Below are 26,477 nucleotides of genomic sequence, written 5' to 3'. Positions count from 1 at the left end.
GGGGCACTATATCGCTATCCATGCTATCGGTAATGAGTTCAATAAACAGTATACAATGTACGCATAATGCAGTACATTGTATTGCTTATTTATCATGGAGAAGCACAGTGTCGCGTTCCAAAGAAGAGACTTTGTCAATACGAACATCTAAAGAAATCAAGCTGTTGCTAAAAGCAGCAGCGGAAAAAGAACATCGCTCTCAAGCGTCTATGATAGAAATACTAATTTTGGATTATGCAAAATCGAATGGGCTAAGCACCATCATAGCCTCAGATAATACTAAGTAGTTACGTCTGATTATTTTAAATCGTTATTAATATGATGAAATAATTAGTATTTAATACGATAAACGACTGAGTAATTCGATTATAAATGAACATTGCAAAGGGGAATAATAGTGGCTAACGGTAAAATACTGAGACAGTTGATTAGGGCTGGAACCATTGGTGATTCCGAGGCCTTTCGGCTTGCTTCAGAAGCTGTTATTCAAGATGAGCGTCAAAAGCAACATCACCTTCTTGCAAATGATCTTGAGCAGATATTGTATGGTGAGCATTTAAGACCGCTTAAACAAAATGGACGTAACGCTTTGCCTACTCCTCCTGTAGATAAAGAGCGAGGACTACCACTTTTAGATGTTCGACAAGCTCAGCGACCAATAGAAGAAATGGTTTTACCTGAATCTAGTATCGCACCCATCGAGGAACTTCTTGAGGAACACCGCCGTGTCGATGTACTGAGAAGTTTTGGAATGAAGCCTTCTGGAAAAATTATTTTTCATGGTCCTCCAGGTTGCGGGAAAACCTTAGCAGCTGAGGTCATTGCTTTTGAGCTTGATTTACCTCTTGCAATTGTTCGTCTCGATGCGTTGGTATCTTCTTTTTTGGGTGAAACAGCCGCGAATCTTCGCAAAGTTTTTGATTTTGTTTCTGAACATTCTATGGTGGTTTTATTTGATGAATTTGACGCCATAGGCAAAGAACGTTCTGACTCAGGTGAACATGGTGAGTTACGCCGCGTCGTTAACGCAGTGCTTCAGATGATGGACGCTTATCAAGGGAAGAGTCTAATTTTAGCAGCTACAAACCATGAGCACATTTTAGACAGTGCTATCTGGCGACGCTTCGATGAAAAAATTGACTTCCCATTACCTGATGAGCTGCAAATACAACAAATTCTTTCACTCAAATTGCGTGGTGTACGTCGCCAATTTGAGTTAGATGATAAATCTATCCTCGGGATATTTTCTACAAAGAGTGGCGCTGATATTGAACGTATTGTTCGTAGAGCAGTAAAAAGGATGATCCTACGTAGTCAGGAATTTTTGACCGTTAAGGACTTGAAGCAAGCAGCTTCTCGAGAAAGTTAAAAAAGGGACTAGGAATGGCTAATTATGAACATCTTAAGATTGAAAGAGAACTGCTTGAAAATGAACGTAGAACAAGGAAAGTCAATATCCCAAAACATCCACGAGGTGATCTTCGGGGGCATGGTCAAAAATTATCTAGAGACTTAACTGAATCAATCAGATTCGCACAAAGTCAGCAAACGTCACGTCCGGGTAATTTTGTACTGAAAATTCGTTATACAGGACTTCTCGATATTACCCATCTAAACAAACATGGTATCGAGTTTGTAAGCCAAGAAGACAATCATCTGTGTGTTGTTTTTGTTGATGAAACCGGAATGACTGTGTTTGAAGATCACCTGCAACGCTTAGGTTTGGACGAGACAGAATTGACGTACAAGCAGATTCTCGAGGCCATAGAGGGAATCGATAACTGGACAAGTGATGACCGGAAAAGTTGGGCTCTAAGAAGGCATGGCTTACCAAGGTCAGAGAAGTTTCTCTTAGATGTAGAGCTTTGGCCTGTAGCTGTTGCTCATCACCCAGAGAGATTAAGCACTTGTGATGCATTTGAGCGTTGGCTAGCTCATAACGGAATACGGCGAACAGATAAAGTTAACCTTGATAGCTTAGTAATGTACCGTTTGGAGGTTAACTCTAGTCAGGCTAATCTACTGCTGAATCACTCTGATGTCAGACTTGTTGATCTCCCCCCCAAGAGCGGTATTCGCTATAGCCAACTAAATTGTGACATCAATAGAATTCCTGAAGGAATACAATCCCCTACTCATCAAGCTGCAAGAGTTTGCGTCCTTGATAGCGGAGTAAATACTAACCACCCCCTGTTGGCACCCGCAATTGCGGAAAGTGCAGACTTTATTGGTGATACAGACGGCATGGATTTGAATGGTCATGGCACTGCTGTTGCTGGTGTAGCTCTGTATGGTGACTTGGAAGCGTGTAACTCAACAAATTATTGGCACCCTGAACTTTGGATTTTCAATGGTAGAATTCTTGATGAGAATGCAGAATTTGACTCCAGTTCTATCGAAAAAACTCTCATTGAAGCTGTAACCTATTTTGTCGAAGAACACCAATGTCGGATTTTCAATTTGTCGTTAGGGAATTCCAATGCACCTTACGATAATCGTCATATTCGAGGAATTGCGTATGTCTTGGATAAATTGGCTAGGGACTTCAATATCTTATTTGTCGTTTCTGCTGGGAACTTCTCAGGCTCTATCGATCCAGATGTGCCAAGACATAGCTGGAGAGACGAGTTTCCAGAATACCTTCTAGCTGACGAAAGTATTATCATAGATCCAGCTCCGGCACTAAACGTTCTAACGGTGGGAAGCTTGGCTCGACATAATGCGACTTTCGATGCTCAACGGTATCCTGAAATTGGGCAATTGGCTCCAGCCACAGAAAATCAACCATCCCCATTTACACGTCACGGTCCCACTATTAAAGGTGCAATTAAACCCGAGCTGGTAGCTATGGGTGGAAACTTGGCTTCTCCAATAAGAACAGGCAACGAACTCAATGCAGTTATGCGAGGCATGGGGGTACTGACCTGTAATAGTCGATTCGTTGGGAACACATTGTTTAGCGAAATTAGCGGAACAAGTTTTGCGGCACCTTACATTACCCATCTTGCAGGTCGTTTATTGAATAACTACCCGAAGGCTTCTGCTAATTTGCTCAGAGCACTACTGGTTAATCATGCGAATATGCTGTCGGAGATTGAAAGCAGCTTTCCTGAAGATATGAAGAAATCTTATAGGAGCGCAAATGGACGAGATGCGTTTAGAGATATAGCTGGTTATGGTGCTGTTGATGAGGGGGAGCTTTTTAGATCTTCACAAAATGCCGTTGTCTTAATGGCTGAAGAGAAAATTGAAAACAACTCGCATCACTTTTTCGAACTGCCGCTTCCCGATGATTTTTTAAGGTCTCAGCGTGCTTCCAGAGAAATTAGAGTTACTCTGTCTTATTGTCCAGCGGTCAGGACAACTAGGATAGACTATGTGGCCACTAAAATGTCTTTTAGGTTAGTCAAAGATCAGTCGCTTGAGTCTGTTCAAAGGCATTTCAATCACAGTACTCAGGATGAAACTAAAACCAGAAATGATGATGCTACAAGTAATAGGGACATAAGTGCTGAATTAAGAGGTAAAGGTACAGTTCAATCTTCAACTTGGCGGATTAAACAGCCGAAGCCTTCTGAAAAGTGGTTTGTTGTAATTACTCGACAAGATAGAGATTGGGGTGAGGCGTTGAGTTTCGAACAAGAAGACTATGCCTTGGTTGTGACTGTCACTGATCGAGAGAATGAGGAAGCCCAGCTGTATAGCCAAATATCACAACGCATAGAGCTTAAGGCTAGAGAACGTGCACGGGCTCGAGTGTAGGGAATTCTTGTTCTGTAAAAATCACCCATGGAACGGGAAGATTTAATTTTTCGGGCCATATGTATTAGGAAAAAAGGATGAAACTGCACAGTATTCGGGTTTCAAATTTTCAGAGTTTTGGTGCTGAACCAACAGAACTGACACTGGAAAATATTACCTATCTGATTGGCCCCAACGGGTCAGGCAAGACTGCTGCACTCCAGGCTTTGTGCCGACTGTTTGCATTTGATCCATCATTACGCCGTATTCAGCGCTCAGACTTCCATGTCCCGCACGATGAACAAGAAGCGCCCGAAGAAAGGCAGTTATGGATTGAGGCGGACTTCGTGTTCCCCGAGTTGGAGGATGAAGAAGATAACTCGACCGTTGCTCCCCATTTCAGTCACATGCGCCTTGATGACCCTGACGGAATTCCTAGGGTACGATATCGCCTAAGTGCCACTATGGGCCTGGATGGGGATATTGATGAGACTTTTGTGTATGTGCTTGAAGCTGGCCCGGATGGTTCGCCTCTAAATCCTCAAACGGTTCCAAGGTCTGAACGAAATCACATACAAGTCCACTATCTGCCCGCAAGAAGAGATCCGACTGACCACATAGCATATGGAACGAACGCGCTGCTTGGCCGCTTGCTACGGGCAGTGAACTGGGAAAATGAACGGGAGGAAGTCAAAGGGTTCACCGACCAGATTAGTGAGAGTTTGGCTGCTAATCCATCGGTCAATGCTTTTAGTGCCCACCTGAAGAAAACTTGGGGCACCCTTCATAAAGGCAGCTACTTTACAGATCCCAAGATTACTTTTGTGGCATCTGAGATCGAGGCGTTGCTTCGTCATTTGTCCGTATCATTCTCGCCTGGACATGATGAACATCTTGTCGATTTTTCCAGACTCAGTGACGGCCAGAAGTCGATGCTCTATCTGTCATTGGTTCTTTCATCTCAAGCAATTGGGCGTGCTGTCCTTGCCGGTGAGGACGGCTCTTTTGACCCAGAAAAATTGCGTCCGCCAGTCTTTACTTTGATTGCCCTTGAGGAACCAGAGAACAGCCTCTCGCCTCACTATCTGGGGCGGATTGTCAGCGCTCTGAACTCCATGACGAGCAACGAGGATGCTCAGGCCCTAATCGCTACGCATGCTCCGTCAATGTTACGACGTGTCGATCCGGAACATATTCGATATCTTCGACTTACCGAAACCCGGCAATCAAGAATTACGAAAATCCAATTACCCGCTAAAACCGATGAAGCGCACAAGTTTGTACGCGAGGCTGTCCAGGCATTCCCTGAGATTTACTTCTCACGTTTGGTTGTGTTGGGTGAAGGGGATAGCGAAGAAATTGTACTACCGCGCCTTTTCCAAGCAAAGGGTGCGCCAGTTGATGAATCAGCGGTTACGATTGCTCCGCTTGGAGGTAGGCATGTCAATCATTTTTGGCGCCTGTTATCAGCACTGCAAATCCCATTTTTGACCCTTCTCGATTTAGATGTGGGCAGATATCAAGCGGGCTGGGGAAGAATAAAGTATGTAAATAACCAACTTGGCTTATATCAACCTGAAAAAGTTCTGCCAAATACTTTTTCTTTATCAGATTGGAATGATGACAAAGTACCTGTTCGTACCCACCACTTCTTTGAAAACGGCACTAAGAGTGTATTTGCAGAGCTGGAAATGCGTGGTGTGTTTTTCTCATTTCCAATGGATTTAGATTTTTCAATGCTCCTTGCTTTCCCAGATGCTTACGGTGTTCAGCAGGAAGTTCCGGATGACTCAACAATTAAAGCCGTGTTAGGCAAGAGCCATCATGACCCATCCCAATATAGCTATGACGAGTTAAATCTTTTCTCTACGTATCACAAGCTTTTTAAACTGGGCAGCAAGCCCGCTGCTCATATCGAAGCTCTCGCTCAACTAAGCGACGAGGATTTGCTGGCGAACATGCCTGAATCATTTGGACGACTCACTGATGCCGTGATCGCCAAGCTTGCGGAACTGCCCGAGTGATTGCTGTAGATGCATGGCTGCCTTCGGATGGGCTAACTCTTGAACCCAATGCACTGCGGGCTGCGAAGGAACAAGCGCGCTGTCTTGCACTGACGGCGGGGCCGGGCGCGGGCAAGACGGAAATGCTTGCACAAAGAGCTGACTTCCTCCTACGAACCGGAACCTGCCGTTATCCGAAGAGAATACTCGCTATCTCTTTCAAAGTTGACGCCAGCAAAAACTTGAAGGAGCGAATCCAGCAACGCTGTGGACAAGAATTGGCTTCCCGTTTTGATAGCTACACATTTCATGCGTTTGCAAAGCGTATTATTGATCGCTTCCGAGTAGTGCTTACTGGTAATGATGCTCTTGATCTGGATTATTCGATTGGCGAAAGAAAAGTCACAAAAAGGCAAATTACATTTCATGATCTTGTACCGCTAGCAATTCAAATTCTTAAGGCCTCCACTGTCGCAAGAAATGCCATACGCCAAACTTACAGCGATGTTTTCTTGGATGAATTCCAGGACTGCACGGATCAGCAGTATGAACTCGTGAAGGTAGCCTTCCAAGGTACGAGCATTCGTCTCACTGCTGTCGGTGATACCAAGCAGAAAATCATGGGATGGGCAGGTGCATTGGACGGAATTTTCCAAACGTTCGCTAGGGATTTTTCAGCGGTCCCATTAAACATGTACCGAAACTTTCGTTCAAAACCACGCCTGCTTCGGATGCAGAACGAGATAATTCGCGTGCTCGATCCGGCTTCCGTCATGCCAGATCACCAACTTGCTGGTGAAGAGGGAGAGGTCTTCGCGTGGCAATTCGAGAATGCCCAGGGTGAAGCTGAGTACTTGGCCGATTTGATTGCCGGGTGGATAAGAAATGAACAGGTTCCGTTATCCGAAATCGCCGTATTAGTGTCCAAACAACTAGATCTTTACGCCAATCACCTGATGGTGGCATTGGAAGTTAGGGGAATACCGTACCGGAATGAGCAGGAGATGCAGGATATTACTGTCGAACCTGCCGCAAGGCTCGTTGTTGACTATTTGTCCTGTCTCTATGGCCAGCGAGAGCCCAAAGCCTGGATTCGGCTGATGAATCAATTGATTCCCTTTGCCGATGACGAGGTGCAGTCTAGCGTCAGGCAAAATTTCCAAAGCTTCTTCAAGGAACAGCGAAAAATCATCGCCATGGCCGAGTTGTTGGATGAACCGTTTTCGGGATGGTGGGATTCTGTGTGTAGATTTTTGAAGAAAATAGGAATGGAGACTCTTGTTGCTCTCTCGCCTGACTATGAGTCACATGCCAGATTAGGTGAAGTTGTGGGAGATACCAAAGCGCGCATTGAAGAATTGCTTGAACTTACCCCCGACTTGCCTCAAGCCTTGACTCGTTTCTCTGATGATCAGGCTGTGCGTATTCTGACTATCCATAAGAGCAAAGGATTGGAGTTCGACTCAACGATAATTTTGGCCGTTGAGAACGAAATATTTTTTGGGGATCAAGATTCTAATCTGTGTGCTTTCTTTGTTGGTGTATCCCGTGCCAAGCGTCGGCTTGTTCTTACATACGCTAAACAACGCGACAGGCCCCTTAACTATGCTAAAAGATGGGATGTAATTCGAACTCCACAACAGGAATATCTTCAATATGCAGCACAGTTTATTACCGATTTAACGCACATTTAAAAAGTCATTAGCTAAACTACTCAGTTCAAAACTTGCAAAGCCATAAACCGTCCTCAAAAACGTTCTCTTTACTAAATATAATGCAACATCTAGCGCGATGTCAGCTCCAAAATATACTGGAGCTGACAAAGATTTTTTCTTCTAGTTATTCCCCGAAATTTCCTCCGTCGCCTCCTGACGCAGTTTCTGGGCATCCATTCCGTTTAGCCGTTCAAGGGCTCTGTCTGCGGCACTCTGACGATTTCCATCAACGTTTAGCGTACTTCCTGAGCCTGTGAGTCTTTCCAGATCCAGTGACGGTACTTCGGGTAGGTTGCCTGTTATCGATAAGATACCTATCCATTCATCCAGATTGACTTGGCTCCAATCCACCTGGTTTAACTGACTCGCGGTCAATCCTTCACAGTTTGGAGATTTCGCACTGCCCCAGCCAAGGCCCAATTGCGGACGCACTTGCTCTTGAATGATCCGTGAAAGCGGCGAAGTAAAGCAGCAATATGATTGCCGTTTCTCAACACAGGCACCTAAGAACTTAGACTTGCAGTAAGAGCCCACATAGTGGCAACTCTTCAATACCCGCTTAGCGTTCATCTCAAACTCACTCTGCTCACATTTCCAGATAAGCTGAATGAGGATCATGGTGACTGAGTAAATCATGTAGGCCGTCATAACCGTACTCAGAACCGCGCCCGCAGCGCCACCCAGCGCAAAGTTACCACCCGAAACGACACCATCGGCTCCAACTGCGCCACCAACGTTACTAAACAGTGCCGATTGCGCCCCCGAACCAAAGGTCGTACCTACCCATTCAGCCGTTTTGTTGGTCAACACCTGCATGAAGCCAGTCGCAGCTTGCTCCGCTCCCGCGCCAGCAGCCGTTGATGGCCCAGCCCCCATAAGAGAGTCCCAAGCAGACACAAAGGGCTCTTTGACCGCACTCCAAGTACTCGTGATTGGCTCCCTAAGCGTATTCCAGGAACCATAGATTGCCGACGACGGATTCATGGCCATGACTGCCGTATCAAGCTTGTTGACCGCCACAATCATTGTGATGTAATCCGATAACGACACGCCACTTGGCTTTTCACAGCAATCCACTATACCGCCAACGGCTTTTTTGCACTGGCCAGCATTACCTTTAAAGACCGTACACTCGACGTTATCTTGGCCATCAGCTCCCGTGCATGACATATCATTGGTCATAAACTGCGCCGCATTAAGCATCGCGGCGGCCTCTGCAAAGTTAGCCTGCTTGATTGACTCTGGCTCTAAACAATCTGTGCCCATACAGCGAACTGGCCCCTCACAGTTGTATTGAGTTTCCATTCGTGCATTTTGCACTTCAACGCTTTGTCCACAGTCATACACCAAACTTTGGATATAACAGAAGCCTTCATGACCAGCCCCGCCTTCAGTGCATTCGGTTCTGACATACTGGCAGGCCGGGTTTTGCTCCAGCGCGGCACACGTATTGGTGGTCGTGTTTTGTCCGTTATTGACGATGGTTTGTGTATTACCATTGGCATCTACCCAGCTATCTGAGCTGCCCATGTTGAATTCTGGATGAGCAGTCGAAGCATTGTAGGTCGCTTTTGCCCTCCAGCATGAGAGCCCCAGTCCATCAGAGCTGCCACGACTGGTTAAATGAGCAGGAGACGAAACAACCGTCGGATAAAGGCTTCCAAGATTGGCCAACTCGCCACTACCAACTGTTAACCCGTCGATTCGTTTTATGCCCGTATCCAAACACTGCCACTGCACCGCAGTGAACTGATCCGTTTGCATCAAGCATTGGTCTATGCCCGGATCACTTGATTGATGAACAACGTCTTGCTCTAAGTATTTGCCAGAGAAGGTCAAGGAAGCACTCAGTTTCGCAGGAGCCAAACACTTCTGAACTTCTCGGCTGCAAGTATCGAAATCGACTTTGTTCCAGCCGGACTCACATCTGGAACGCGTGACTTCCTGCGGTTCATGCCACGAAATAATCGACCCATTAACGACCTTGCACAATGAGCCAACCAAGGTTCCTTTTGGACAGGTCATTTCAGGGTATTTAATGGACGGTTTCGTCTCTGTGACCGTCTCCTTGTTGCCCGTCAATGAGAGTGTCGTTTTCCAGCCATTTGCCTTGGACGGCGACTCGGTGATTTTTATCTCAGTATTTTGATTATCAAACACTCTCAGCGTCGCGTTTCCAGTTTGCATGGTACTGCTGTGCTGTGGAACAAAGCTGAGCGTTTCAGAGCTAAAGCAACCGCGCTCAATGGACCAGCTTTGTTGATGGGTTTCAGCGGATACACGTCGTTCTAACTGACACTGAGTAAGCGTGCTGATCTTCTCGCACACCTGGTAATCCGGTACATGCTTGGTTTCAGTAAATGGCGTAATCGTCTGAGTAGGCTCACATGCCTCAAAACTACTCGGCATAAGATTGGATACCACGCACTTTGGATCGCTGGTTTGCAATCCACAGTCATAGGTATCGGTAAAACGAATGCATTCACCTTTATCATTGGTTTCGGCACATTCTGACGACATGAATCCACAGGAAGGATTCGCTTCAAGCACTTGGCAGGCCTGATTTTCAATCCCCTTATAGCTTTCATCATCCACACTGACTTGTACACGCCGACACAAAGGCGATATGCCAGCCACAGGGCTTGGAGCAAAGTAGGATTCACAAACTGAAACACCATTGACCACCGTACATCCGTTGGTTGAAGACGGCTGATCCGTGCATTGAATGCTGTAGTCTGAAAACTTAGTCGGGATATCCGCTGCTTGTTCGATACAGGATTGTGGCGACCAACTATCATTCATCACCACCTTGGTTGGATCAAAGCGCACCTTGATACGTGCATACCCCTCACCACTACCCGTTACCGATACGCGAATTTTTACTGGCACTTCTAAACCGGGCTCTACCGCTTTTAGCTTAGAGGTTAAGTCAGTATTAGGATTGCGCTCCCAACTTGTACTGAGCTCGCAGCGGCCAGCCGTTTCTGGTGGAAAGTTATTGTTCGGCCCAGACCAGACTTTCTGATCACCAAGCCACACTTGCATGTAGTCATCCCATTTGGCGTATTCAAGAACGGCTGAGGTAATCGCATCGGGGTTCACGACTTTGAGTGTGATGGCCTGTTCAAACACTTTACAACGGCCACTCCAGTAGTTGTCGCCAATTCGTCCAATCCAAACTTCAAGACATCCCTCACCACAAGAGCGAAGGTTCATTGGTCCTGAAACATGCTCAATAATGCCTGCCGTGTAATCGTGAGTAATCGTGCAGCTGTTAACCGCTGTATTGAGCCTGTCACATTGCTGGTAGTTTGGGCTGCCTTCACCTTGAGACTCACAGCCGGGGAAGCTTTGCGTTAATAGATTTGGGTCAGTTTGAACCGCATCAGTTAATGCCCAAAGCGGATCATTGACCATATCTGGCCGAGACCTGTCTTTGATTTCCTGTAGCGAACGAAATGCTTCACCCGTAGCGCCACTTTCGGATGCCATGCTCTCTTGGCGCTGTGTCCCCAATTGATTCATGCTGGCATCAGAGCCATAAACGCCCGTTAAGACATCCAATGAGCCCTGATCCATACCAGGGAAAAGCTCTTGCAAGTTAATGGACTCATTACCACTGCCATTCGGCACCGACAATGTATTGCCATTGAGTGCGGGCATCGTCCAGTTTTGCAGCAATTGCTTACCTTCTTGTTGTCCGCTTAAGCCGGATTGGCGCTGCACATCAGCGGCCACACCATGTAAGGGCAGGCACGCCATAGTGATTGATAAAATACCCGCTAAAACTCGGGTAAAAAGTGTTGGTTTCATGGTTAACCTCCCGAGTTACAGCAGTCTTGCCAGCGCCACAAAATGTAGAGCGCATCTTCACCGGCACCGGGGATCGTTCGCCACTCTCCCCATTTCATGGTGCTTTCACCGATGACATGCGCACTTTCAGTTTCCGGTACAGGGAAGAACATACTCATCTTGTATTGGGATTTCGGCAGCATGGGTTCGATAACAGGTCGGCATAGCGCACTGCTCCCCATTGTTCGTCTTGCAAGACCACGCCTGTGTTGAGCCGCGATTGCACGCGCCGCTAAATGGCTGGTGTTTTCTGCTAATGAACCAAAGGCTAAGGTGTGGCCAGATAACGGATAGAGATGGCCCCAACTGCCAGCACACCAAAACAACTGATCGATGGGTTTACCAAGCGTTGATGAAGCAGCGTCAGCGGTACAAGCAGAGATAGCCAATGGATTAGCAACAGCAGCAGCTTCAGGCTGAGTAAAAAAGGCCAGTTCATCGTTCAGCCATGTTGGGTCCAATTCCGACAAATACATCAAGTCAAAATCCATGTAACCATCGGCATTGCAATTGCCATCCATGAACAAATCGAGCATGACCAAAAGCGGAAAGGCGTAATAATGGTAATGATAGAAAGCAAGATCACCGGTATCGTATTCACCTTCACCATGACCACCTTGCAATCGCCTATCACCTAACGGTAAGCGAATCCCTCCCAGTGAAGGCGAACAACCCGGCGTTCTGACCAGTTCAATCAGACGCGCTGGCTCCCACATGCTGGTAACAATACCTGGCCTTGGCACACCTAAGTTGTCTTCACATAAGCAAAACGACTTGTTTGATGCGCCGCTTGGGACACTGCCAGAGCCAAGTGGAAGACCTGCAACCCGGATAGGAAAAATGCATGACCAGCAAACATCCGTCAGCAACTTACCGGACAATAAACCCGCGTCTGGGCAGGTCAGTTCGGCTTTAGCAGAAATAGATGCGCCCAGGACAAACATGACAACGAGAGTCCGCAACAGACGATACGTATTATTGAGCTTTTTCATGAACAAGCTCCTTTGCTGGAATTTCTTCTATTTCAAACGCGAGCCCCTTTGCTTGAACAAACGATGGGGTGACTTGCAGATCAAAGCGCTGCTTTAGCGAGGCATTGAGAAGGTAAACCGGACTGTCCAATGTCTTTTCGAGCGCATTGAGGCTATTCCAACCTTGAGTACGGTCGAGCTGCGTGGTGATAAGCGTAATGCGGCGCAGTGTCCTATCTTGCGTCTCAAGCCAATGCGCAACTGCGTCCACTTCTTCAGCGTTCGACGCATTAAACACCACAAGCTGCTGAGTAAACGGCAAGGCTTTTAGCGGGTTAATACGCGTTCCTGCTGGGATCAATGTTCGGTCATTGGCATCCAATAGTGGCCGCTTCATGACGATGGTTGGATCAACCATTCTTATCCGATACTGCGTGGCTTTGGGTAAGTCAGTGAAAGTTTGGCGAGACCAGAAACGCTCAATGGCTTTTTTCTTTAATGCGCCCAGGTCAATCGACTGTAAACGCTGCATCGCCACTTGCATCAAATCCGGTTCTAAAATGGAATGAATAGGACCGCGTTGACCCAATGAACCGGTATTGCCTGTTTCAATTTGACGCTGCAACCAGTCGTTGCTGTAAACCCCTAGTGCACTTGCAGTCACCTTGTCATCTTCTATGCGGAAAATGGCAGGCACGCTAGTCACCCGCCAGTGCACAAAGGCTTTCGGATCGATTCGAACCTGAGGAACAGGATCAAGCCCCGTCATCAGCGTATGCCAATCACGGATAGCCGCCCCCAAGGTCTTTCCTTCAGGAATTCCCCGAAACAACACAATAGCGCCGGTAGCACTGGCCTCTTTAAATAGCTGCTTCAGTGACGAATCTCCCAGTGAAGACGACGCAAAAATCAACCATTCATCGTTGTGTTTGAGCGACGCAGGTTGTTCAATCGGTGCAAAAGGCTCAATAAATTCAGATGAACCATCCACAGCACTTTGTAAAATGCTGCGGCTCATTTCGACGATCTTTTTGTCTTCGTCAGACAACGGAAAAGGCTCTTGTGCCCAGGACACTTGAACCCAAGCCAATGGCGCAACCAACAAAAATAAGAGACATAGTCTTTGCATCATCTACCTCCTACCAAAGCGGCCAAGCGCGACCGACAATCTGCTCGCGCTTAACGGCGTTCCAATAGCGGGAGTCGAAACTCGTTGCGGCCTCACCGGAAAACCAATACTCGTTTTCTTGCAGCGTCAATGAGCGGCTAAATTCTGTTTCAGCCACACCAAGACGCTGGGCTAATGCCATGCCGGTAGAGACTTCAGCACCATTCACCAGTACATGCTCAGGCGTCACCTTGACTTCATCCCCTGGCATCCCTGTTAGGCGTTTCAGCATCCGAGTACCGTCGTTATATAACGGAGCAAGTCCTTTTGAGTGGAAGGCATACAAACCATCCTTAACGGGCTCTTTATTCCATAGGTCAATCAGATACACCGTGGTATCAGGCAGGCAGCGCTCTTGCTGGGTATCAATACCTATTCGGTAGCGCATCATGGCGTAGGTGCCTACCAAGGCCATGATTAACGCAAGAACAGTCAACCGGATGAGGTATGGCCGCCAAGGCATTCTTTTACGGAGTATCTGCATGAGACACCTCCTTTGAGCCTACTGGCACAAATACGGAATCATCAGCACCCACCACCGCTTGGGCATCCAGCACGATAAAACCGGCTGTTTTTAACTTTTCAATTTGCTGATTGGTCTGAAGCAACCTGGATTCGATGTCTTGTTCGCTGGCATTGGGGCCCAGTGACAACACCGCCTCCCCAAAATCTACGACTGCAATGGGCGTACTTAACGCCAACTGGCTGTGGATGGGTTCGAGTGTTTTCATTAAGAGCCAGCTGGTCATTAAACCGCTGCCTGCAATAGACAAAGTAATAGAGGCCATAAATGGCCAAAGCGTGGTCTTATTCATAGCCTCGCTCCTTCAACAACTGAGAGATGGCATCAGCAACAGAAAGGCCTTTGCGCGTTAACTGTTTAATCGCGTTTACATCTTCTGCACGGGACGAGTACAACAGCTTGTGAAACGGATCGACAATGAGGCGGCCAATCCCGGTGCCCATTTCGGTAATAAAGAAAATCTCGGAATAGACACCCGTGACGGTATGAACCGTTTTCAGGTATTCATAGCCGCCTTCACCTAGTGGCAAGCGGCCTTCTTTTTTGAGCGCGTTGATGGTTTCAGCTTTTTGGCCAAGCAGGTACATATTGGCCGAGTTTTCAGCGATGGCTTTACCTGTTGGGCTGTCATACAAATCGTTGACCGACTGCGTTACCGTTACAGCACTGCCGCCATATTTTCGAAATCGACGGTAACCCGTCTCAATGAACTTACCGACATCACCTTGAGTCAGCAGATCCCAAGCTTCATCAATGAACACAATCTTGCGACGATCCCGCTCACCTAAGTACATCTCTTGTTGGATTTGGTAGATAAGCTGAAGCAACACTACTTGTTGTAGATGCTTACGCCCCTTAAGCTCTTCTAACTCCAGAACGGTGAAACGGTTTTTGAAGCGAATATTGTTGTGGCCATTAAAGAATCGGCCATATTCGCCCTGTGTCGTAAACGGATAGAGCTGCTCACCCACGTCTTGCACACGTCGGTCTTCATGATTTTTTAAAGCCTCTGCCACATCATCAACCAACATGGCACGACCTTTTTTCTCCCACAGTTCACGGGTCTGACGCTTTAGGTTTGCCATCTGAAAATCGGTTAATGACTGCGTAGGTGCGGCCATTGCGGCCAATAACCCAACCAACACATCCGCTTCTTCGTCATAGTCCTCAACGATTTCAAACGGATTTAAGCAAATGCCACTGTCTCGCCCGAACTGTAAGAACTCACCGTCATAGACTTCACACAGCTTTTCATAAGAGCGGCCAACATCAATCACCCAGCATTGCCCGCCTTCTGATAGGTAGGAGGAGATGATTTCGTTCACCAGGAATGACTTACCCGATCCCGATTGCGCCGCGATGCAACAATTGTAATTACTGCCCGAGTCATAAAGGGACACACTCATGATCTGGCCATTACGGGAAACAAAGTTAATCACCGGCGTGCCAGTGCCTTTCCAATCCGCAAACAAAGGCAACAGAGGGATCACATGCCGTGTCGCCATGGTCTTGAATCGAAACAAGTCGTTCATCGCCTGGCGGTCGGCACCAAATGGCAGGGCATTCAGAAAAATGGGCAAACAGAAGTACTTGTCTTCCATCAGCTCAAATCCGAGTTCTTTGAAATAGGTTCGAGCATTTGAAACAGAACTGATGGACGCTTCTTCCGTTGGGGAAAACAGCGTCAAAGTCATATTTGCCCGAATAGGACGATCACCTTCTTGCAAAGCTTCAAAAAGAACATCAAATCTCTTTTTCTTGGCTGCAAGCACCGGCACAAACTTGAGCATCGGGCCATAGGCCTGATTGACCGCCCACTGACGCTTCGTCTCTAAACGAGATCGCATCGCCTCAGCTGAGGGAAAGTGAATGGTGACATTTAGCAAAAAGCTGCCGCGTAAACCGCGACTGCCCGTCATCATATCGCCCGCAAAACTTGCGGCATGACCAAACCAGATCCGCTCAGGCAAGCGTTTAAACGATAAGGTTTTAACTCGGTAATCGCCCAGCATCAGACCTTGGCTATCCACCTTGATAGCTCGGTCATAATCCAACACTTGCTCCCGAAGTGGTTTATCTGCCTCACTGCGGATTGGTGATGGATTACGCCAGGAAGCATCTTTTCCCCAGTTAAGCTGAGCACTTATTGCCGCGAGCCAGTTTCGGTCAGTCATCTCAGTGACGCGAAAACCAACCGTTGCCAGCGCTTGCGAGAAAGAAGCCCGAAGCGCGGATGCTCGACTCAACTCACGCTCCGTCGGAATAGGACTTTCCAAAGGCAATTTGCAGGTGACGATCAGTTGAAAGTTGCGTACCTGAGTCTGGGTCGATTCTTCTATCGATTGAACCGTGCCCCCATCGAGGAAATCCGCACGTTTGCGTATCGACGCCCTAAGCAATGGATCAGATTGACGATGCCGTAAGCCCATCATGCGCTGAAGGTCGGTTTGAATATCAGGCGAGGCGTAAAGGCCAAATTGCAGCAAAGTGTCTTTTGGCCAGTCGTTGTTGAGTAGAACATTAACCCTGTCTGCAACAGACTCATCACCACCCGGCAATGGGTCACATAGAAAACCAAAGCCAACACTTTGGTCTTCCATGAAAAACAGTTGCTCATCGTCTGAATAGGCCAATACTGGCAATAGCTCTGAAGCGCGTTGTCCTGAATACAAAGAGGCTTTCATTAACGCCCCTCCAACCAAGCAGAAAGGTCATAAGGACGACCTCGGCTGATGCGACCATCATTGGCGACAATGAAAGGCACACCTTGAATGCCCAGAATTTGAGCCGTCACCAAGGTACGCTGCATTGGTTCTAAGTTGCAGGCATCATCCTGTTCTAGGTTACCAATCCGGCCATTCAGCAATGCATCGGTGGCCGCTTTCTTGTCACGCGCACAGCCAAGCTGGCGAACCTGACGCTCTGAATCTGGACCAAGCACTGGCACAGGGAGAATTTGGAAGGTGTATTCTTTGGTTAACGGCAGGGCTTGTTTCAAAAGCTCATGGCAATGTGGGCACCGAGGGTCAACAAAGACCACCACTTTCTTTTTGCCTTCGCCTAAAGTCAGTGGGTTCAAATCAGCCATTTTTAAGCCAAGGCGACTTAAGTCCAGCGTGTTTCCCGCTTCTCGAATTTCTTCAAGGCTGGTAAGCGGCTTTTTGGACCAGGCATCATAGAGCGTGCCATCAATGACGAACCGGCCACTGTCTGACATAAAAATAATACGGTTATTGCTTTCGACCGCTTTCATACCCGTGACAGGTAAAGAAACCATGCCGTCAATTTTGCCAACGGGCGACACTTCAGACACAGGTTCAGCTTGAACAAAAGGAGACAGCGCAAGCGCCAGAATAAATGGAGATAGTTTTCGCATGAGGAGTCCTCGTTAATGTAAATCGAGGCTCCAGTCTATGCAGTTGTCCTATGTGGACTCGGTTAGATAGATTGAAGAATTGAATACCTTACTAAATAGCTGCTCCGAAGTGTAGATCACCTGCGAAGGTGAACTCAGTGTTGAATGAGCGATCAGATAAGTCTCCAAACCGCACTTTACAGAAGCACTTGGTGGTTTTGAAACCGCCCCCTACAGGTAGATTTCGAGAGGCCTTCTCTCATCAGAAATACAGATCCAAAAGGTATTAACCTTTTGTTCGTGGCACACGCCAGCACAACACTTTGATTTTATCGCGCTGTTTTTGGTGAACAGGAATAATGCGCCACTTACTAACGGTAAATCGGTGTCACTTTCGATAATCGCGGCAAGGCCGTTGATGGACTTTCTAAAATCGACACTTTCACGATACAGATAAATCTCTAGTGAGCTCAGCATGCCTTTCATGATAGCGCACCGATGAGTTCAGCCAGGTTACTTACTGGCGTGCATTGGGGATTGCGCAGTTCGATATCATTGACGAAGAGTGTCATGTTGGCGGTTGCCACTTGGGCCTGATACTGAGTTATCTTTTCAACGACTTCTGCTCTAACAAAACCTTGAGATGCGCCAGTGTTGTTGAGTTGCTGGCGCTTGGCAGAGAACGTTGAGGGATTGAGTTGATTGAGCTTACAAAATGTGAGTGTTGATAATGAACTCGATTCAGATTGCTTGATTAGCGTTTGCCATTATTGGTTGGTGCATCGTTTGCCATTTTAAATCTCCTTATGGTTGGAGACTTGATCTTATTCTGCGTGTTAGGTGATTAGAATGCGCGGTTTATGAGGCGCTTACGCTCGATTTGCAAGTTCGTCGAGGAAAGCAGATATTCAGAGTAATAAGGCTCTGTTTTGCCGGAGAAATACGATTTTGCATCTGGCTTATCAACCTCCCGCGGGAAACCTACTAAGCGGATGATGTTATGGCAATCTATCGTTGTCGCTGGCAGGTGAAGTTGCGATTCAAAGAGTTGAAATCCCATACAAACTTGCAGAAATTTATGGCGGCACAGAAAGCGATTGTAGATGGTTTGGTATGGTCAAGCCTGCTCGCTCTGATCATTCGGCGAAGCGTCTTTCTTCAAATCATGCCATCAGTCTAGCTATTCAAGGCCGCCAAAAATGTGGAAATTTGGCTGTTGCCGATCTTGAAAGCATCAGCCAGCACGCATGGTCAGAAATAGCGGAGAGGATAGATTGGGCGACCCGTTATATAACGAAGAACGCCCAAAAAGCCCAACAGTCAAAAGACAAACAAAACATCACGTTAGATGGGATACTGCATGGGCTTAATTCTTAAGGTCCAGTCTATGAATGAATGCCCTGAATGCGAAATTTAAAGTTGCCTCATTCAGGAGGCAACCGTAAAAGGAAAATACTAATCCCGAGGAGGGAAGCCTGCTTCAATTAGAGCATAGGAGACCTTTTCAACTGATAATGAAGTTTTTACCGTCACCTTACGAGTCGGAGGATCAGTTAAAACTGTAGCCTCTGGGTCTATATCCTTAATTGCTTTAGTTACCGTCCGGGCGCAGCCCCCACATGTCATATTTTCTAAATGAAATTGCATTTATATACCTCCAGTTTGGTTTGAGTACTTCTGATTGTAGGGCTTTCCACTGTTGTAAGGTCAAGGTCTAAACTCATTTCACTCTGATATCTTTTCACTAAAGATTGACTATACTTTCTGCGTTTTTTCTTAATGACAGATTTCTTACTATAACGTAAAACACCGGCGTAAGTAGTAATCCAAAGAAGGTTACACCAAGCATACCGGCAAACACTGCAATACCCATGGCGTGACGCATTTCTGCTCCAGCACCACTAGCTAGTACAAGAGATATCACACCAGCAATAAATACAAGAGAAGTCATCAAAATAGGACGCAAACGTAAGTACGCTGCCTCGAGTACGGCCCCAAGCGGTGATCGTCACTAATTCTCCTGAGTCCTTGCAAAATCAACGATTAAAATGGCATTTTTTGCGGCCAGCCCGACTAAAACAACGAAGCCAATTTGAGTATAGATGTTATTATCACCGTTTAGATCCATATACCGCCAATTGCAGAAAGGAGTGCCATTGGTGCAATAAGCAGCACAGCAAATGGAAGCGACCAACTGTTGTACTGAGCGGCAAGAATCAAGAATGCAAAGAATACCGCCAATGGGAAAATATACAGTGCGGAATTGCCCGCTAATTTTTCCTGATAGGTCAGATCAGTCCATTCGTACGCCATACCTTCAGGTAGATTTTCCTTAACTATTTTCTCAATAGCATCTGTAGCCTGACCAAAAGAATATCCTGATGCAGTACCTCCCGTAATATCAGCGGATGGATAGCCGTTGTATCTCATAACGCGATCAGGATCTGAAGTTAGTTTGATATTGATCAATACTTATAAAGGGATCATATCACCAGCAGAATTCCTGACTTTCAATAATCCAATATCGTCTGCCTGCATACGGAATGGGGCATCAGCTTGAGTTATTACACGGTAGGTACGGCCAAATCCATTAAAATCATTGACGTAAAGCGATCCCAAATTTACCTGTAATACATCAAAAATGTCGGTCAAAGCTACCCCCTGAGATAGTCCGGATCTGCTCCAGACTGATACCTAATACTTTGCAACTTAGTATAAGCTGCAACCGCTCAACTTGCTCCTGCCTTTATTGCCTTTAGTTGTTGCTATAACGATCAGGAGCAGGTAAAAGACCCTGAGCCTCGTAGAACCCAGGGAGTCCTCGTTAGCTTTGCAAGCTCGCCGGTTTTCATACTCATCTACACACGCATGGAGGCGACTGCCACCATGCGTCATTTCTTGGTACGAATATCCAATACCAGTGCCAGTAGGGAAAAACTAACTATCGACTCGCTTGCGCCACACCACTTGGTGTGCTCTCTGTCCACCCGCCTCCCAGAGCCTTGTAGAGCGCGATAAGGTTGCTCAACCGAGCCAGACGCGTACGCACCAACGTCTGCTGCGCGCTGTACAGCGTACGCTGCGCGTCAAGCAAGGTGAGGTTATCGTCCACACCTTCCCTGAAACGTTGCTCGGCCAGGTCATACATGCCCTGACTAGCAGCAACCAGGAATTGCTCTGAACGAATCTGCTCATCAAGTGTTCGCTTGCCGGCAAGGCCATCAGCCACTTCACTAAAAGCAACTTGAATGGACTTCTCGTAGTTGGCGATCTCGATGCGCTTTTTTACGTGCGCCACATCCAGATTGGCGCGCAACGCGCCACCCCGGAAAATAGGCACCGTAATCTGCGGCAAGAAGCTCCAGGCGCGCGAACCCGATTCGAAGAGCCCATCAAGCGATGCGCTTGCCGTCCCCGCCGAACCCGTCAAGCTGATGGTGGGGAAGAAAGCGGCTCGCGCTGCTCCGATACTGGCGTTGGCACCCAGAAGTACCTGCTCGGCCGCGCGCACATCCGGTCGGCGCACGAGCAACTCAGAAGGTAGGCCACTGGGCAGTTCGGTCGGCACGATGCCATCCGGCAGCACTATGGCTTTGTCAAGTTGCTGCGACAGCTCAAGCGTCAGCGGCTGGCCGAGCAGTAGCACTAGCGCGTTTCGGTCTTTGGCCGTTTGACGTGTGTAGTCCGCGAAGTTGGCCTCGGCTGTACGCAGTACAATTTCCGAGCGGCGCACGTCAAGTTGCGTGGCATTGCCAGCCTCGAACAGTTGGGCAGTAAGTTCATGCGAACGCTTTTGCGTGCCGAGCGTCTCGCCTGTTAACTGCAGTAACTCCTGGTCAGCCCGCAACGTGAGATAGGCGTTAGCAACCTCAGAGATCAAACTCATCTGCGTCGCTATGCGAGTCTCGTCCATAGCCAAGTAGGAAGCCAGCGCTTGGTTGCTGAGGCTGCGGATACGGCCCCAGACGTCCAGTTCCCAGGCAGCGGTCACCCCAGCAACCTCGTAACGACGCACGACGTCGGCAGCGCCGGTGTTGCTGAGATCGGCTGGCAGTCGTTCTGCGGCCCCTCTGCCGGATACCCCCAAGTTCGGGAGCACCTCAGCGCGCTGAATGCGGTACAGTGCCTGCGCCGCCTCAACGTTGAGCGCAGCTTTGCGCATGTCGCGGTTGCTCTCCAGCGCGATACCGATCAATTGTTGCAACAGCGGGTCGCGGAAGAAATCTCGCCAGCCGATATCGGCCGCGTCCGTGACTGGGGCCTCTGGCGTCGCTTTCGCCGGTTCTGCATAGGCCGCGCCCGAAGGATATACTATATCAATCGGCGCTGGCGGCCGATCGTACTTGGGTGCCATGGAACAACCGGCTAACGCTATCGCGAAAGCTACCGGTGCCAAGCTCTTGGCAGGTTGTGTGAGTGCGAAAGGTTTCTTCATCTCAAAATTCCTCCTGGCCGTTATGCTTGTCGCTCATACCGACGCGGGCTTGACTGGCTTCACGACGCAACGCCAGCTTGCGCACTACGACGTAGAACACCGGCGTGAGCACCAGACCGAATGCCGTCACGCCCAACATGCCGGCGAACACAGCGATACCCATTGCGTGACGCATCTCGGCACCCGCTCCACTCGCGAGCACCAGCGGTATCACGCCAGCGATAAAAGCCAGTGACGTCATCAGAATCGGGCGCAGCCGCAGCCGCGCCGCTTCAAGCACGGCCGCCAACGGATCGACACCTTCACTCTCCTTGGCACGGGCAAACTCCACGATCAGAATTGCATTCTTGGCTGCCAGGCCTACGAGCACCACGAAGCCAATTTGCGTGAAGATATTGTTGTCGCCGCCCGTAAGCCAAACACCGGCGATCGCCGAAAGCAACGCCATGGGCGCGATCAACAGAACAGCGAATGGAAGCGACCAACTGTTGTACTGAGCTGCCAGGAACAAGAATGCCAACAGCACTGCCAACGCAAAAATGTAGATGGAGGTGTTGCCAACCCGCTTTTCTTGGAACGTCAAGTCAGTCCATTCGTAGGTCATGCCGTCCGGCAGCGATTCGCTCACGATCTTCTCGATCGCGGCAGTAGCCTGGCCAGACGAATAGCCCGGTGCTGGTCCGCCGCTGATGTCAGCTGATGGGAACCCGTTGTAGTGCATCACTCGATCGGGACCGGAGCTACGTGAGATCGTCGCGATCGCGCTCAACGGGATCATGTCCCCCGAAGCGTTCCGCACCTTCAGCATGCCAATGTCTTCAGCCTGCATACGGAACTTCGCATCGGCCTGCGTCATCACTCGGTAAGTTCGGCCAAATCGATTGAAGTCATTGACATAAAGCGAGCCCAGATTGATCTGCAGCGTGTCAAAAACTTCGGTCAGCGACACACCTTGCGACTTGGCCTTTACGCGGTCGATGTCCACCTGCAACTGTGGAGCATTGGCCTGGAAGCTGGCCAACATGTTGGCCAGCTCAGGCGCTTGCATGGCTTTGCCCATGATCTGACCTTGGGCCTGTGCAAGTGCGTCTGGCCCCAGGCCCGCACGGTCTTCGATCTGCAACTTGAAGCCGCCCATTGAACCCAGGCCAGGCACCGGTGGCGGAGGAAAAATCCCGACGAAGCCGTCCGGTATTTGACTGAATTTGCCCATGAGCCTGCCTTGAATGGCGAACGCCGACAACGACGGGTCCTTTCGTTCGTTGAAGGGCTTGAGCATGGCGAACACCAGCGCGGTGTTGGGCTGATTCACTGGGCCGTTGAAGGAGAAGCCGGGGAATGCCATCACGCTTTCGACGCCAGGCTCGGCAAGCGCGATCTTGCTCATTTCCTTGACAACCGCGTCGGTGCGGTCCAGCGAGGCACCAGTCGGAAGCTGGGCGATGCCCACGAGGTAATACTTGTCCTGTGCGGGCACAAAGCCGGCAGGTACCTTATGAAAGCCCAGCCACGTCAACCCCAGGAAACCGACATAGAGCAGCAGCACCACAGCACTTCCGCGAACTGCGCGGCGCACGCCTCCGACATAAGCATTCGAGGCGCTGTCAAAGAAGCGGTTGAAGCGGCGGAAGAAGCCACCAAACAGGCCGTCGATGAGGCGCGTGACTCGATCGGGCTGGGCCGCGCCATGATGCGGCTTGAGCAGGATGGCGGCCAGCGCGGGCGACAGTGTGAGCGAATTGATCGCCGATAGGATGGTCGAGAACGCGATGGTCAGCGCGAACTGGCGATAGAACTCGCCTTGCAGCCCAGACAGGAACGCCGAGGGAATGAAGACCGCCGCCAGCACCGAGGTGATGGCCAGGATCGGGCCAGTAACCTCGTCCATGGCTTTGAGCGCTGCGTCCTTGGGCGACTCGCCAAGTGCCATGTGGCGCTCCACGTTTTCTACCACGACGATGGCGTCGTCCACAACAATGCCGATTGAGAGTACGAGGCCGAACAATGACAGTGTGTTCAACGAGAAGCCGAACATGTGCATTACGGCGAAGGTGCCGACCAGCGAGACCGGCACGGCGATCAGCGGGATGATCGACGCTCTCCAGGATTGCAGGAACAGCACCACCACGATCACCACCAGCAGAATCGCCTCTAGCAGCGTGACCGCTACAGACTGAAGCGAGGCCCGCACGAAGACCGTAGGATCGTAGGCGATCTTGTACTCGATGCCCTCTGGAAAGCTTGCTTGTAGACGATCCATCGTCGCGCGTACCGCGCTAGACACATCTAGTGCATTGGAGCCAGGCGTCATCAGGATCTGAATGCCAACCGTGTTGCCGCCATCAAGTTGGGCGCGCATGGTGTAGTTCTCCGCACCTAACTCCACACGTGCCACGTCGCGCAAGCGTGTAACCTGGCCGTGGGTGCCAGCCTTGATGACGATATCGCCGAATTGCTCTTCGGTGGTGAGACGCCCGAGTGCGTTGACGGTGACCTGAAAGGCAGACGAGGCGTTAGGCTGCTGACCGATAGAGCCGGCCGCAACCTGCACGTTCTGCTCCCGAATGGCGGCGACCACATCGCTAGCGGTCATGCCACGAGACGCAACCTTTTCGGGGTCGAGCCAGACCCGCATCGCGTACTCACCCTCACCACCAAGCAACACGTTGGCGATGCCCGGCAGGCGTGCCAGTTCGTCACGGACGTTGAGCATCGCGTAGTTGGACACATACAGCGGGTCGTAACGATCCCCTGGCGATAGCATGTTCACAACCATCAGGATGTCGGGCGCGGTCTTCTCAGTCACAACGCCGATGCGTTGGACCTCGGGTGGCAACCGGGGTAGCGCACGCGACACCCGGTTCTGCACCTGGATTTGCGCGATATCGGCGTTGATGTGTTGCTCGAAAGAGATGGTGAGCACCATCTTTCCGTCCGTGGACATCTGGGACTGCATGTACATCATGCCTTCCACGCCGTTGATGGCTTGCTCTAGCGGCGATGCCACGGTGTCGGCAATCACTTGCGGATTGGCGCCGGGATAGCTCGCCGTGACCTGTACCGTTGGGGGGGTAACCTGAGGGTACTCGCTCAGTGGCAACTGGAAGTAGCTGATCGCGCCCGCGATCAGCATCAGCACCGAAAGGACGATTGCGAAGATAGGGCGGTTGATGAAGAAACGGGGGAAATTCATTTGCGAGCCTCCGCTGAGCCAGCTGCGCTGTCAGCCTTGACCTGATCGGCCCCAGCCGCCCCAGCGGCCTTGGCAGACTCCGCAGGGACTGCCGGGGCACTAGCCGCAGTCTTAGTCGCGTCGGGAGCGCCGGCGGCCGGTGCTGCCGGCCCCTGCATGGGCACCATGCGCGGCGTGACAGTCATACCAGGTCGTACGAGGCCTTTGATTATGATTTTTTCGCCACCCTGCAGGCCACCGTTTATAACGCGCAGACCGTCGACTACGGGACCCAGCTCAATCGGACGATACTGAGCTTGGTTGTTTTCACCCACGACCAGAACATAGTTTCGGCCTTGATCGGTGCCAACCGCTTGGTCGTCGATGAGGACGGCCTGCCGAGAGCTTGCGGTGGAGAGCTTGGCCCTCGCAAACAGCCCAGGCGTCAGCCGTCCATCAGGGTTGGGGACGACCGCGCGAGCGCGGATCGTGCCGGTACTTCTATCAATCGCATTGCCGACGAAGTCGAGCACGCCCTTGTACGGAAAGTTTCTGTCAGTGCTCAAGCCTACTTGAACGGGCAACGAAGCATGAGTCCCTGAACCAGGTCTCGAGCGGCTCACCACATTGACGTAGGTTGCCTCATCGATGTCGAAATAGACGTGCACAGGATCGATGGACACGATCGTGGTAAGTAGCGTGGCTGCTCCTGCACCGCCGCCGCTGACCAGGTTGCCCTCGGTCACCAGCACTCGGTCCACGCGCCCGGCAATTGGTGCCGATACCCGCGCGTAGGACAGGTCGAGCTGCGCCGCTGCGACTGTGGCCTTTGCCGCCTGTACCTGCGCCTGACGCGCATTGCGTGCGGAGACTGCATCGTCATAGGTCTTCCGAGACAGGGCGCCAGTGGCAACAAGCCGCTCGGCACGATCAAAGTCGGCCTGAGCCTGACTGGACAGCACCTCAGCCTGCCGCAACTGCGCCGTGGCGGTGTCGAGCGCGACTTGGAAAGGCCGTGGGTCAATCTGGAACAACAATTGCCCCTTGCGTACCAGACTTCCCTCGGGCACGCTCACCGCGTCGACGGCCCCCCCACACGCGAGCGCAACTCGACCACCTTCGGTGCGGCCAAAAAGCCGGTGAACTCAGTTGACGGCGTGATTGTGCGCGTGATGGCCTCAGCCACAGGCACCTGCGGTGCCATCGGTGCGCCAGCTGGTGGTGCTGCTGGTTTACTTTCATCCTTGCCATCTCGGGCAGCCACCGCTATCCCCCCGACGGCCGCGATGACGCTAGCTACCAAAATGATCCTGATTTTTTTATGCATGGAAGTTACCTTTTTTATTACGGGGCTTCGGTCCATCCGAAGCGGTTCGCATATGTTTCTAAAGGCTAGCCCTTACAACCACGTCAAGGTCAAGCCTTTTTCGATGACCATGACGAGCATGGGACTGGACTACAAGCTCTGGAACCTTCCGGCCTCCCGGTGAACGCATGAGATGCAGTTACGGCCGAAAGGGACGCATCTGAGCCCATTATCCA

At 49.9% G+C, this 26,477-nt stretch carries 19 protein-coding genes and 4 pseudogenes; 6 read left to right on the top strand and 17 right to left on the bottom strand.

Going from position 1 to position 26,477, the window contains the following annotated elements; all coding sequences use genetic code 11:
• Nucleotides 1-107: 107 nt before the first annotated feature.
• The 5 genes from B4F66_RS09215 to B4F66_RS09195 all read left to right on the top strand — a co-directional run bounded on the left by B4F66_RS09215 (nt 108) and on the right by B4F66_RS09195 (nt 7,438).
• Entirely contained in the window at nt 108-287 is a 180-nt protein-coding gene (locus tag B4F66_RS09215) for a hypothetical protein (protein WP_015066578.1), read from the top strand.
• A 110-nt stretch (nt 288-397) separates the two neighbouring features.
• Nucleotides 398-1,369, top strand: a complete 972-nt coding sequence (locus B4F66_RS09210; protein ID WP_020744900.1) for an AAA family ATPase — start codon at nt 398-400, stop codon at nt 1,367-1,369.
• A 14-nt stretch (nt 1,370-1,383) separates the two neighbouring features.
• Complete coding sequence (locus B4F66_RS09205; protein WP_015066576.1) at nt 1,384-3,762, top strand: S8 family peptidase; 2,379 nt, start codon at nt 1,384-1,386, stop codon at nt 3,760-3,762.
• Between the two features lie 77 nt (nt 3,763-3,839).
• Nucleotides 3,840-5,765 carry an ATP-dependent nuclease gene (locus B4F66_RS09200; protein ID WP_015066575.1) on the top strand — a complete coding sequence of 642 codons (1,926 nt, stop codon included), beginning with the start codon at nt 3,840-3,842 and terminating at the stop codon, nt 5,763-5,765.
• Nucleotides 5,762-7,438, top strand: a complete 1,677-nt coding sequence (locus tag B4F66_RS09195; protein ID WP_015066574.1) for a UvrD-helicase domain-containing protein — start codon at nt 5,762-5,764, stop codon at nt 7,436-7,438. Before B4F66_RS09200 ends, B4F66_RS09195 begins: the two co-directional genes overlap by 4 nt.
• 141 nt (nt 7,439-7,579) lie before the next feature.
• Here B4F66_RS09195 and traN read toward each other — a convergent pair whose 3' ends face one another.
• The 9 genes from traN to B4F66_RS14390 form a co-directional block, all read right to left on the bottom strand.
• Nucleotides 7,580-11,272, bottom strand: coding sequence for a conjugal transfer protein TraN (gene traN, locus B4F66_RS09190; protein ID WP_015066573.1), 3,693 nt, complete (start codon nt 11,270-11,272; stop codon nt 7,580-7,582).
• Between the two features lie 2 nt (nt 11,273-11,274).
• Nucleotides 11,275-12,303 carry a TraU family protein gene (locus B4F66_RS09185; RefSeq protein ID WP_015066572.1) on the bottom strand — a complete coding sequence of 343 codons (1,029 nt, stop codon included), beginning with the start codon at nt 12,301-12,303 and terminating at the stop codon, nt 11,275-11,277.
• Nucleotides 12,287-13,414, bottom strand: a complete 1,128-nt coding sequence (locus B4F66_RS09180; protein ID WP_292737031.1) for a TrbC family F-type conjugative pilus assembly protein — start codon at nt 13,412-13,414, stop codon at nt 12,287-12,289. The genes B4F66_RS09185 and B4F66_RS09180 overlap by 17 nt, the downstream gene beginning before the upstream one ends.
• Before the next feature lie 7 nt (nt 13,415-13,421).
• The gene (locus tag B4F66_RS09175; protein WP_216613599.1) at nt 13,422-13,913 is read right to left on the bottom strand and encodes a S26 family signal peptidase; all 492 of its coding nucleotides are present in this window, start codon (nt 13,911-13,913) and stop codon (nt 13,422-13,424) included.
• A 4-nt stretch (nt 13,914-13,917) separates the two neighbouring features.
• Nucleotides 13,918-14,265: a hypothetical protein gene (locus B4F66_RS09170; protein WP_015066569.1), complete on the bottom strand. Its 348-nt coding sequence runs from the start codon at nt 14,263-14,265 to the stop codon at nt 13,918-13,920.
• Nucleotides 14,258-16,657: a type IV secretion system protein TraC gene (gene traC / locus B4F66_RS09165; RefSeq protein ID WP_015066568.1), complete on the bottom strand. Its 2,400-nt coding sequence runs from the start codon at nt 16,655-16,657 to the stop codon at nt 14,258-14,260. The genes B4F66_RS09170 and traC overlap by 8 nt, the downstream gene beginning before the upstream one ends.
• Complete coding sequence (locus B4F66_RS09160) at nt 16,657-17,349, bottom strand: DsbC family protein (RefSeq protein WP_015066567.1); 693 nt, start codon at nt 17,347-17,349, stop codon at nt 16,657-16,659. The genes traC and B4F66_RS09160 overlap by 1 nt, the downstream gene beginning before the upstream one ends.
• Before the next feature lie 210 nt (nt 17,350-17,559).
• Nucleotides 17,560-17,814 (bottom strand): IS66 family insertion sequence element accessory protein TnpB, encoded by a 255-nt coding sequence (gene tnpB, locus B4F66_RS09155; protein WP_011788498.1) that lies wholly within the window; start codon nt 17,812-17,814, stop codon nt 17,560-17,562.
• Nucleotides 17,811-18,083 (bottom strand): hypothetical protein, encoded by a 273-nt coding sequence (locus B4F66_RS14390; RefSeq protein ID WP_071979591.1) that lies wholly within the window; start codon nt 18,081-18,083, stop codon nt 17,811-17,813. Before B4F66_RS14390 ends, tnpB begins: the two co-directional genes overlap by 4 nt.
• A gap of 119 nt (nt 18,084-18,202) precedes the next feature.
• On the opposite strand from B4F66_RS14390, the pseudogene B4F66_RS09150 reads away from it, so the two are divergent.
• Nucleotides 18,203-18,705: pseudogene (locus B4F66_RS09150) on the top strand (IS4 family transposase); the annotation flags it as partial.
• Between the two features lie 78 nt (nt 18,706-18,783).
• Here the strand turns inward: B4F66_RS09150 and B4F66_RS09145 are convergent.
• The 8 genes and pseudogenes from B4F66_RS09145 to B4F66_RS09115 form a co-directional block, all read right to left on the bottom strand.
• A complete protein-coding gene (locus B4F66_RS09145) occupies nt 18,784-18,975 on the bottom strand; it encodes a heavy-metal-associated domain-containing protein (RefSeq protein WP_015066565.1) in 192 nt (63 codons plus the stop codon).
• A gap of 97 nt (nt 18,976-19,072) precedes the next feature.
• Nucleotides 19,073-19,456: pseudogene (locus B4F66_RS09140) on the bottom strand (efflux RND transporter permease subunit).
• A pseudogene (locus B4F66_RS09135) lies at nt 19,447-19,980 on the bottom strand (efflux RND transporter permease subunit). The pseudogenes B4F66_RS09140 and B4F66_RS09135 overlap by 10 nt, the downstream one beginning before the upstream one ends.
• Nucleotides 19,964-20,056 (bottom strand): annotated as a pseudogene (locus B4F66_RS14385) (hypothetical protein); the annotation flags it as partial. The pseudogenes B4F66_RS14385 and B4F66_RS09135, both read right to left, overlap by 17 nt.
• 213 nt (nt 20,057-20,269) lie before the next feature.
• On the bottom strand, nt 20,270-21,763 hold the full coding sequence (locus tag B4F66_RS09130) for an efflux transporter outer membrane subunit (protein WP_011788495.1): 1,494 nt from the start codon (nt 21,761-21,763) through the stop codon (nt 20,270-20,272).
• Between the two features lies 1 nt (nt 21,764).
• A complete protein-coding gene (locus tag B4F66_RS09125; RefSeq protein WP_011788494.1) occupies nt 21,765-24,956 on the bottom strand; it encodes an efflux RND transporter permease subunit in 3,192 nt (1,063 codons plus the stop codon).
• Nucleotides 24,953-26,005, bottom strand: coding sequence for an efflux RND transporter periplasmic adaptor subunit (locus tag B4F66_RS09120; RefSeq protein ID WP_269464979.1), 1,053 nt, complete (start codon nt 26,003-26,005; stop codon nt 24,953-24,955). The genes B4F66_RS09125 and B4F66_RS09120 overlap by 4 nt, the downstream gene beginning before the upstream one ends.
• 2 nt (nt 26,006-26,007) lie before the next feature.
• Entirely contained in the window at nt 26,008-26,262 is a 255-nt protein-coding gene (locus B4F66_RS09115) for a hypothetical protein (RefSeq protein WP_269464978.1), read from the bottom strand.
• Between the last annotated feature and the right edge of the window lie 215 nt (nt 26,263-26,477).

This window comes from Methylophaga sp. UBA3603, assembly GCF_002375335.1.
GTDB lineage: Bacteria > Pseudomonadota > Gammaproteobacteria > Nitrosococcales > Methylophagaceae > Methylophaga.
This window is presented reverse-complemented; position numbering and strand designations above follow the sequence as displayed.

Coding starts and splice junctions, on each gene's coding strand:
- B4F66_RS09205 (WP_015066576.1), top strand. CDS start 1,384: ATGGCTAATTATGAACATCTTAAGATTGAAAGAGAACTGCTTGAAAAT.
- B4F66_RS09200 (WP_015066575.1), top strand. CDS start 3,840: ATGAAACTGCACAGTATTCGGGTTTCAAATTTTCAGAGTTTTGGTGCT.
- traN (WP_015066573.1), bottom strand. CDS start 11,272: ATGAAACCAACACTTTTTACCCGAGTTTTAGCGGGTATTTTATCAATC.
- B4F66_RS09185 (WP_015066572.1), bottom strand. CDS start 12,303: ATGAAAAAGCTCAATAATACGTATCGTCTGTTGCGGACTCTCGTTGTC.
- B4F66_RS09180 (WP_292737031.1), bottom strand. CDS start 13,414: ATGATGCAAAGACTATGTCTCTTATTTTTGTTGGTTGCGCCATTGGCT.
- B4F66_RS09175 (WP_216613599.1), bottom strand. CDS start 13,913: ATGCCTTGGCGGCCATACCTCATCCGGTTGACTGTTCTTGCGTTAATC.
- B4F66_RS09170 (WP_015066569.1), bottom strand. CDS start 14,265: ATGAATAAGACCACGCTTTGGCCATTTATGGCCTCTATTACTTTGTCT.
- traC (WP_015066568.1), bottom strand. CDS start 16,657: ATGAAAGCCTCTTTGTATTCAGGACAACGCGCTTCAGAGCTATTGCCA.
- B4F66_RS09160 (WP_015066567.1), bottom strand. CDS start 17,349: ATGCGAAAACTATCTCCATTTATTCTGGCGCTTGCGCTGTCTCCTTTT.
- tnpB (WP_011788498.1), bottom strand. CDS start 17,814: ATGAAAGGCATGCTGAGCTCACTAGAGATTTATCTGTATCGTGAAAGT.
- B4F66_RS09145 (WP_015066565.1), bottom strand. CDS start 18,975: ATGCAATTTCATTTAGAAAATATGACATGTGGGGGCTGCGCCCGGACG.
- B4F66_RS09130 (WP_011788495.1), bottom strand. CDS start 21,763: ATGAAGAAACCTTTCGCACTCACACAACCTGCCAAGAGCTTGGCACCG.
- B4F66_RS09125 (WP_011788494.1), bottom strand. CDS start 24,956: ATGAATTTCCCCCGTTTCTTCATCAACCGCCCTATCTTCGCAATCGTC.
- B4F66_RS09115 (WP_269464978.1), bottom strand. CDS start 26,262: ATGCATAAAAAAATCAGGATCATTTTGGTAGCTAGCGTCATCGCGGCC.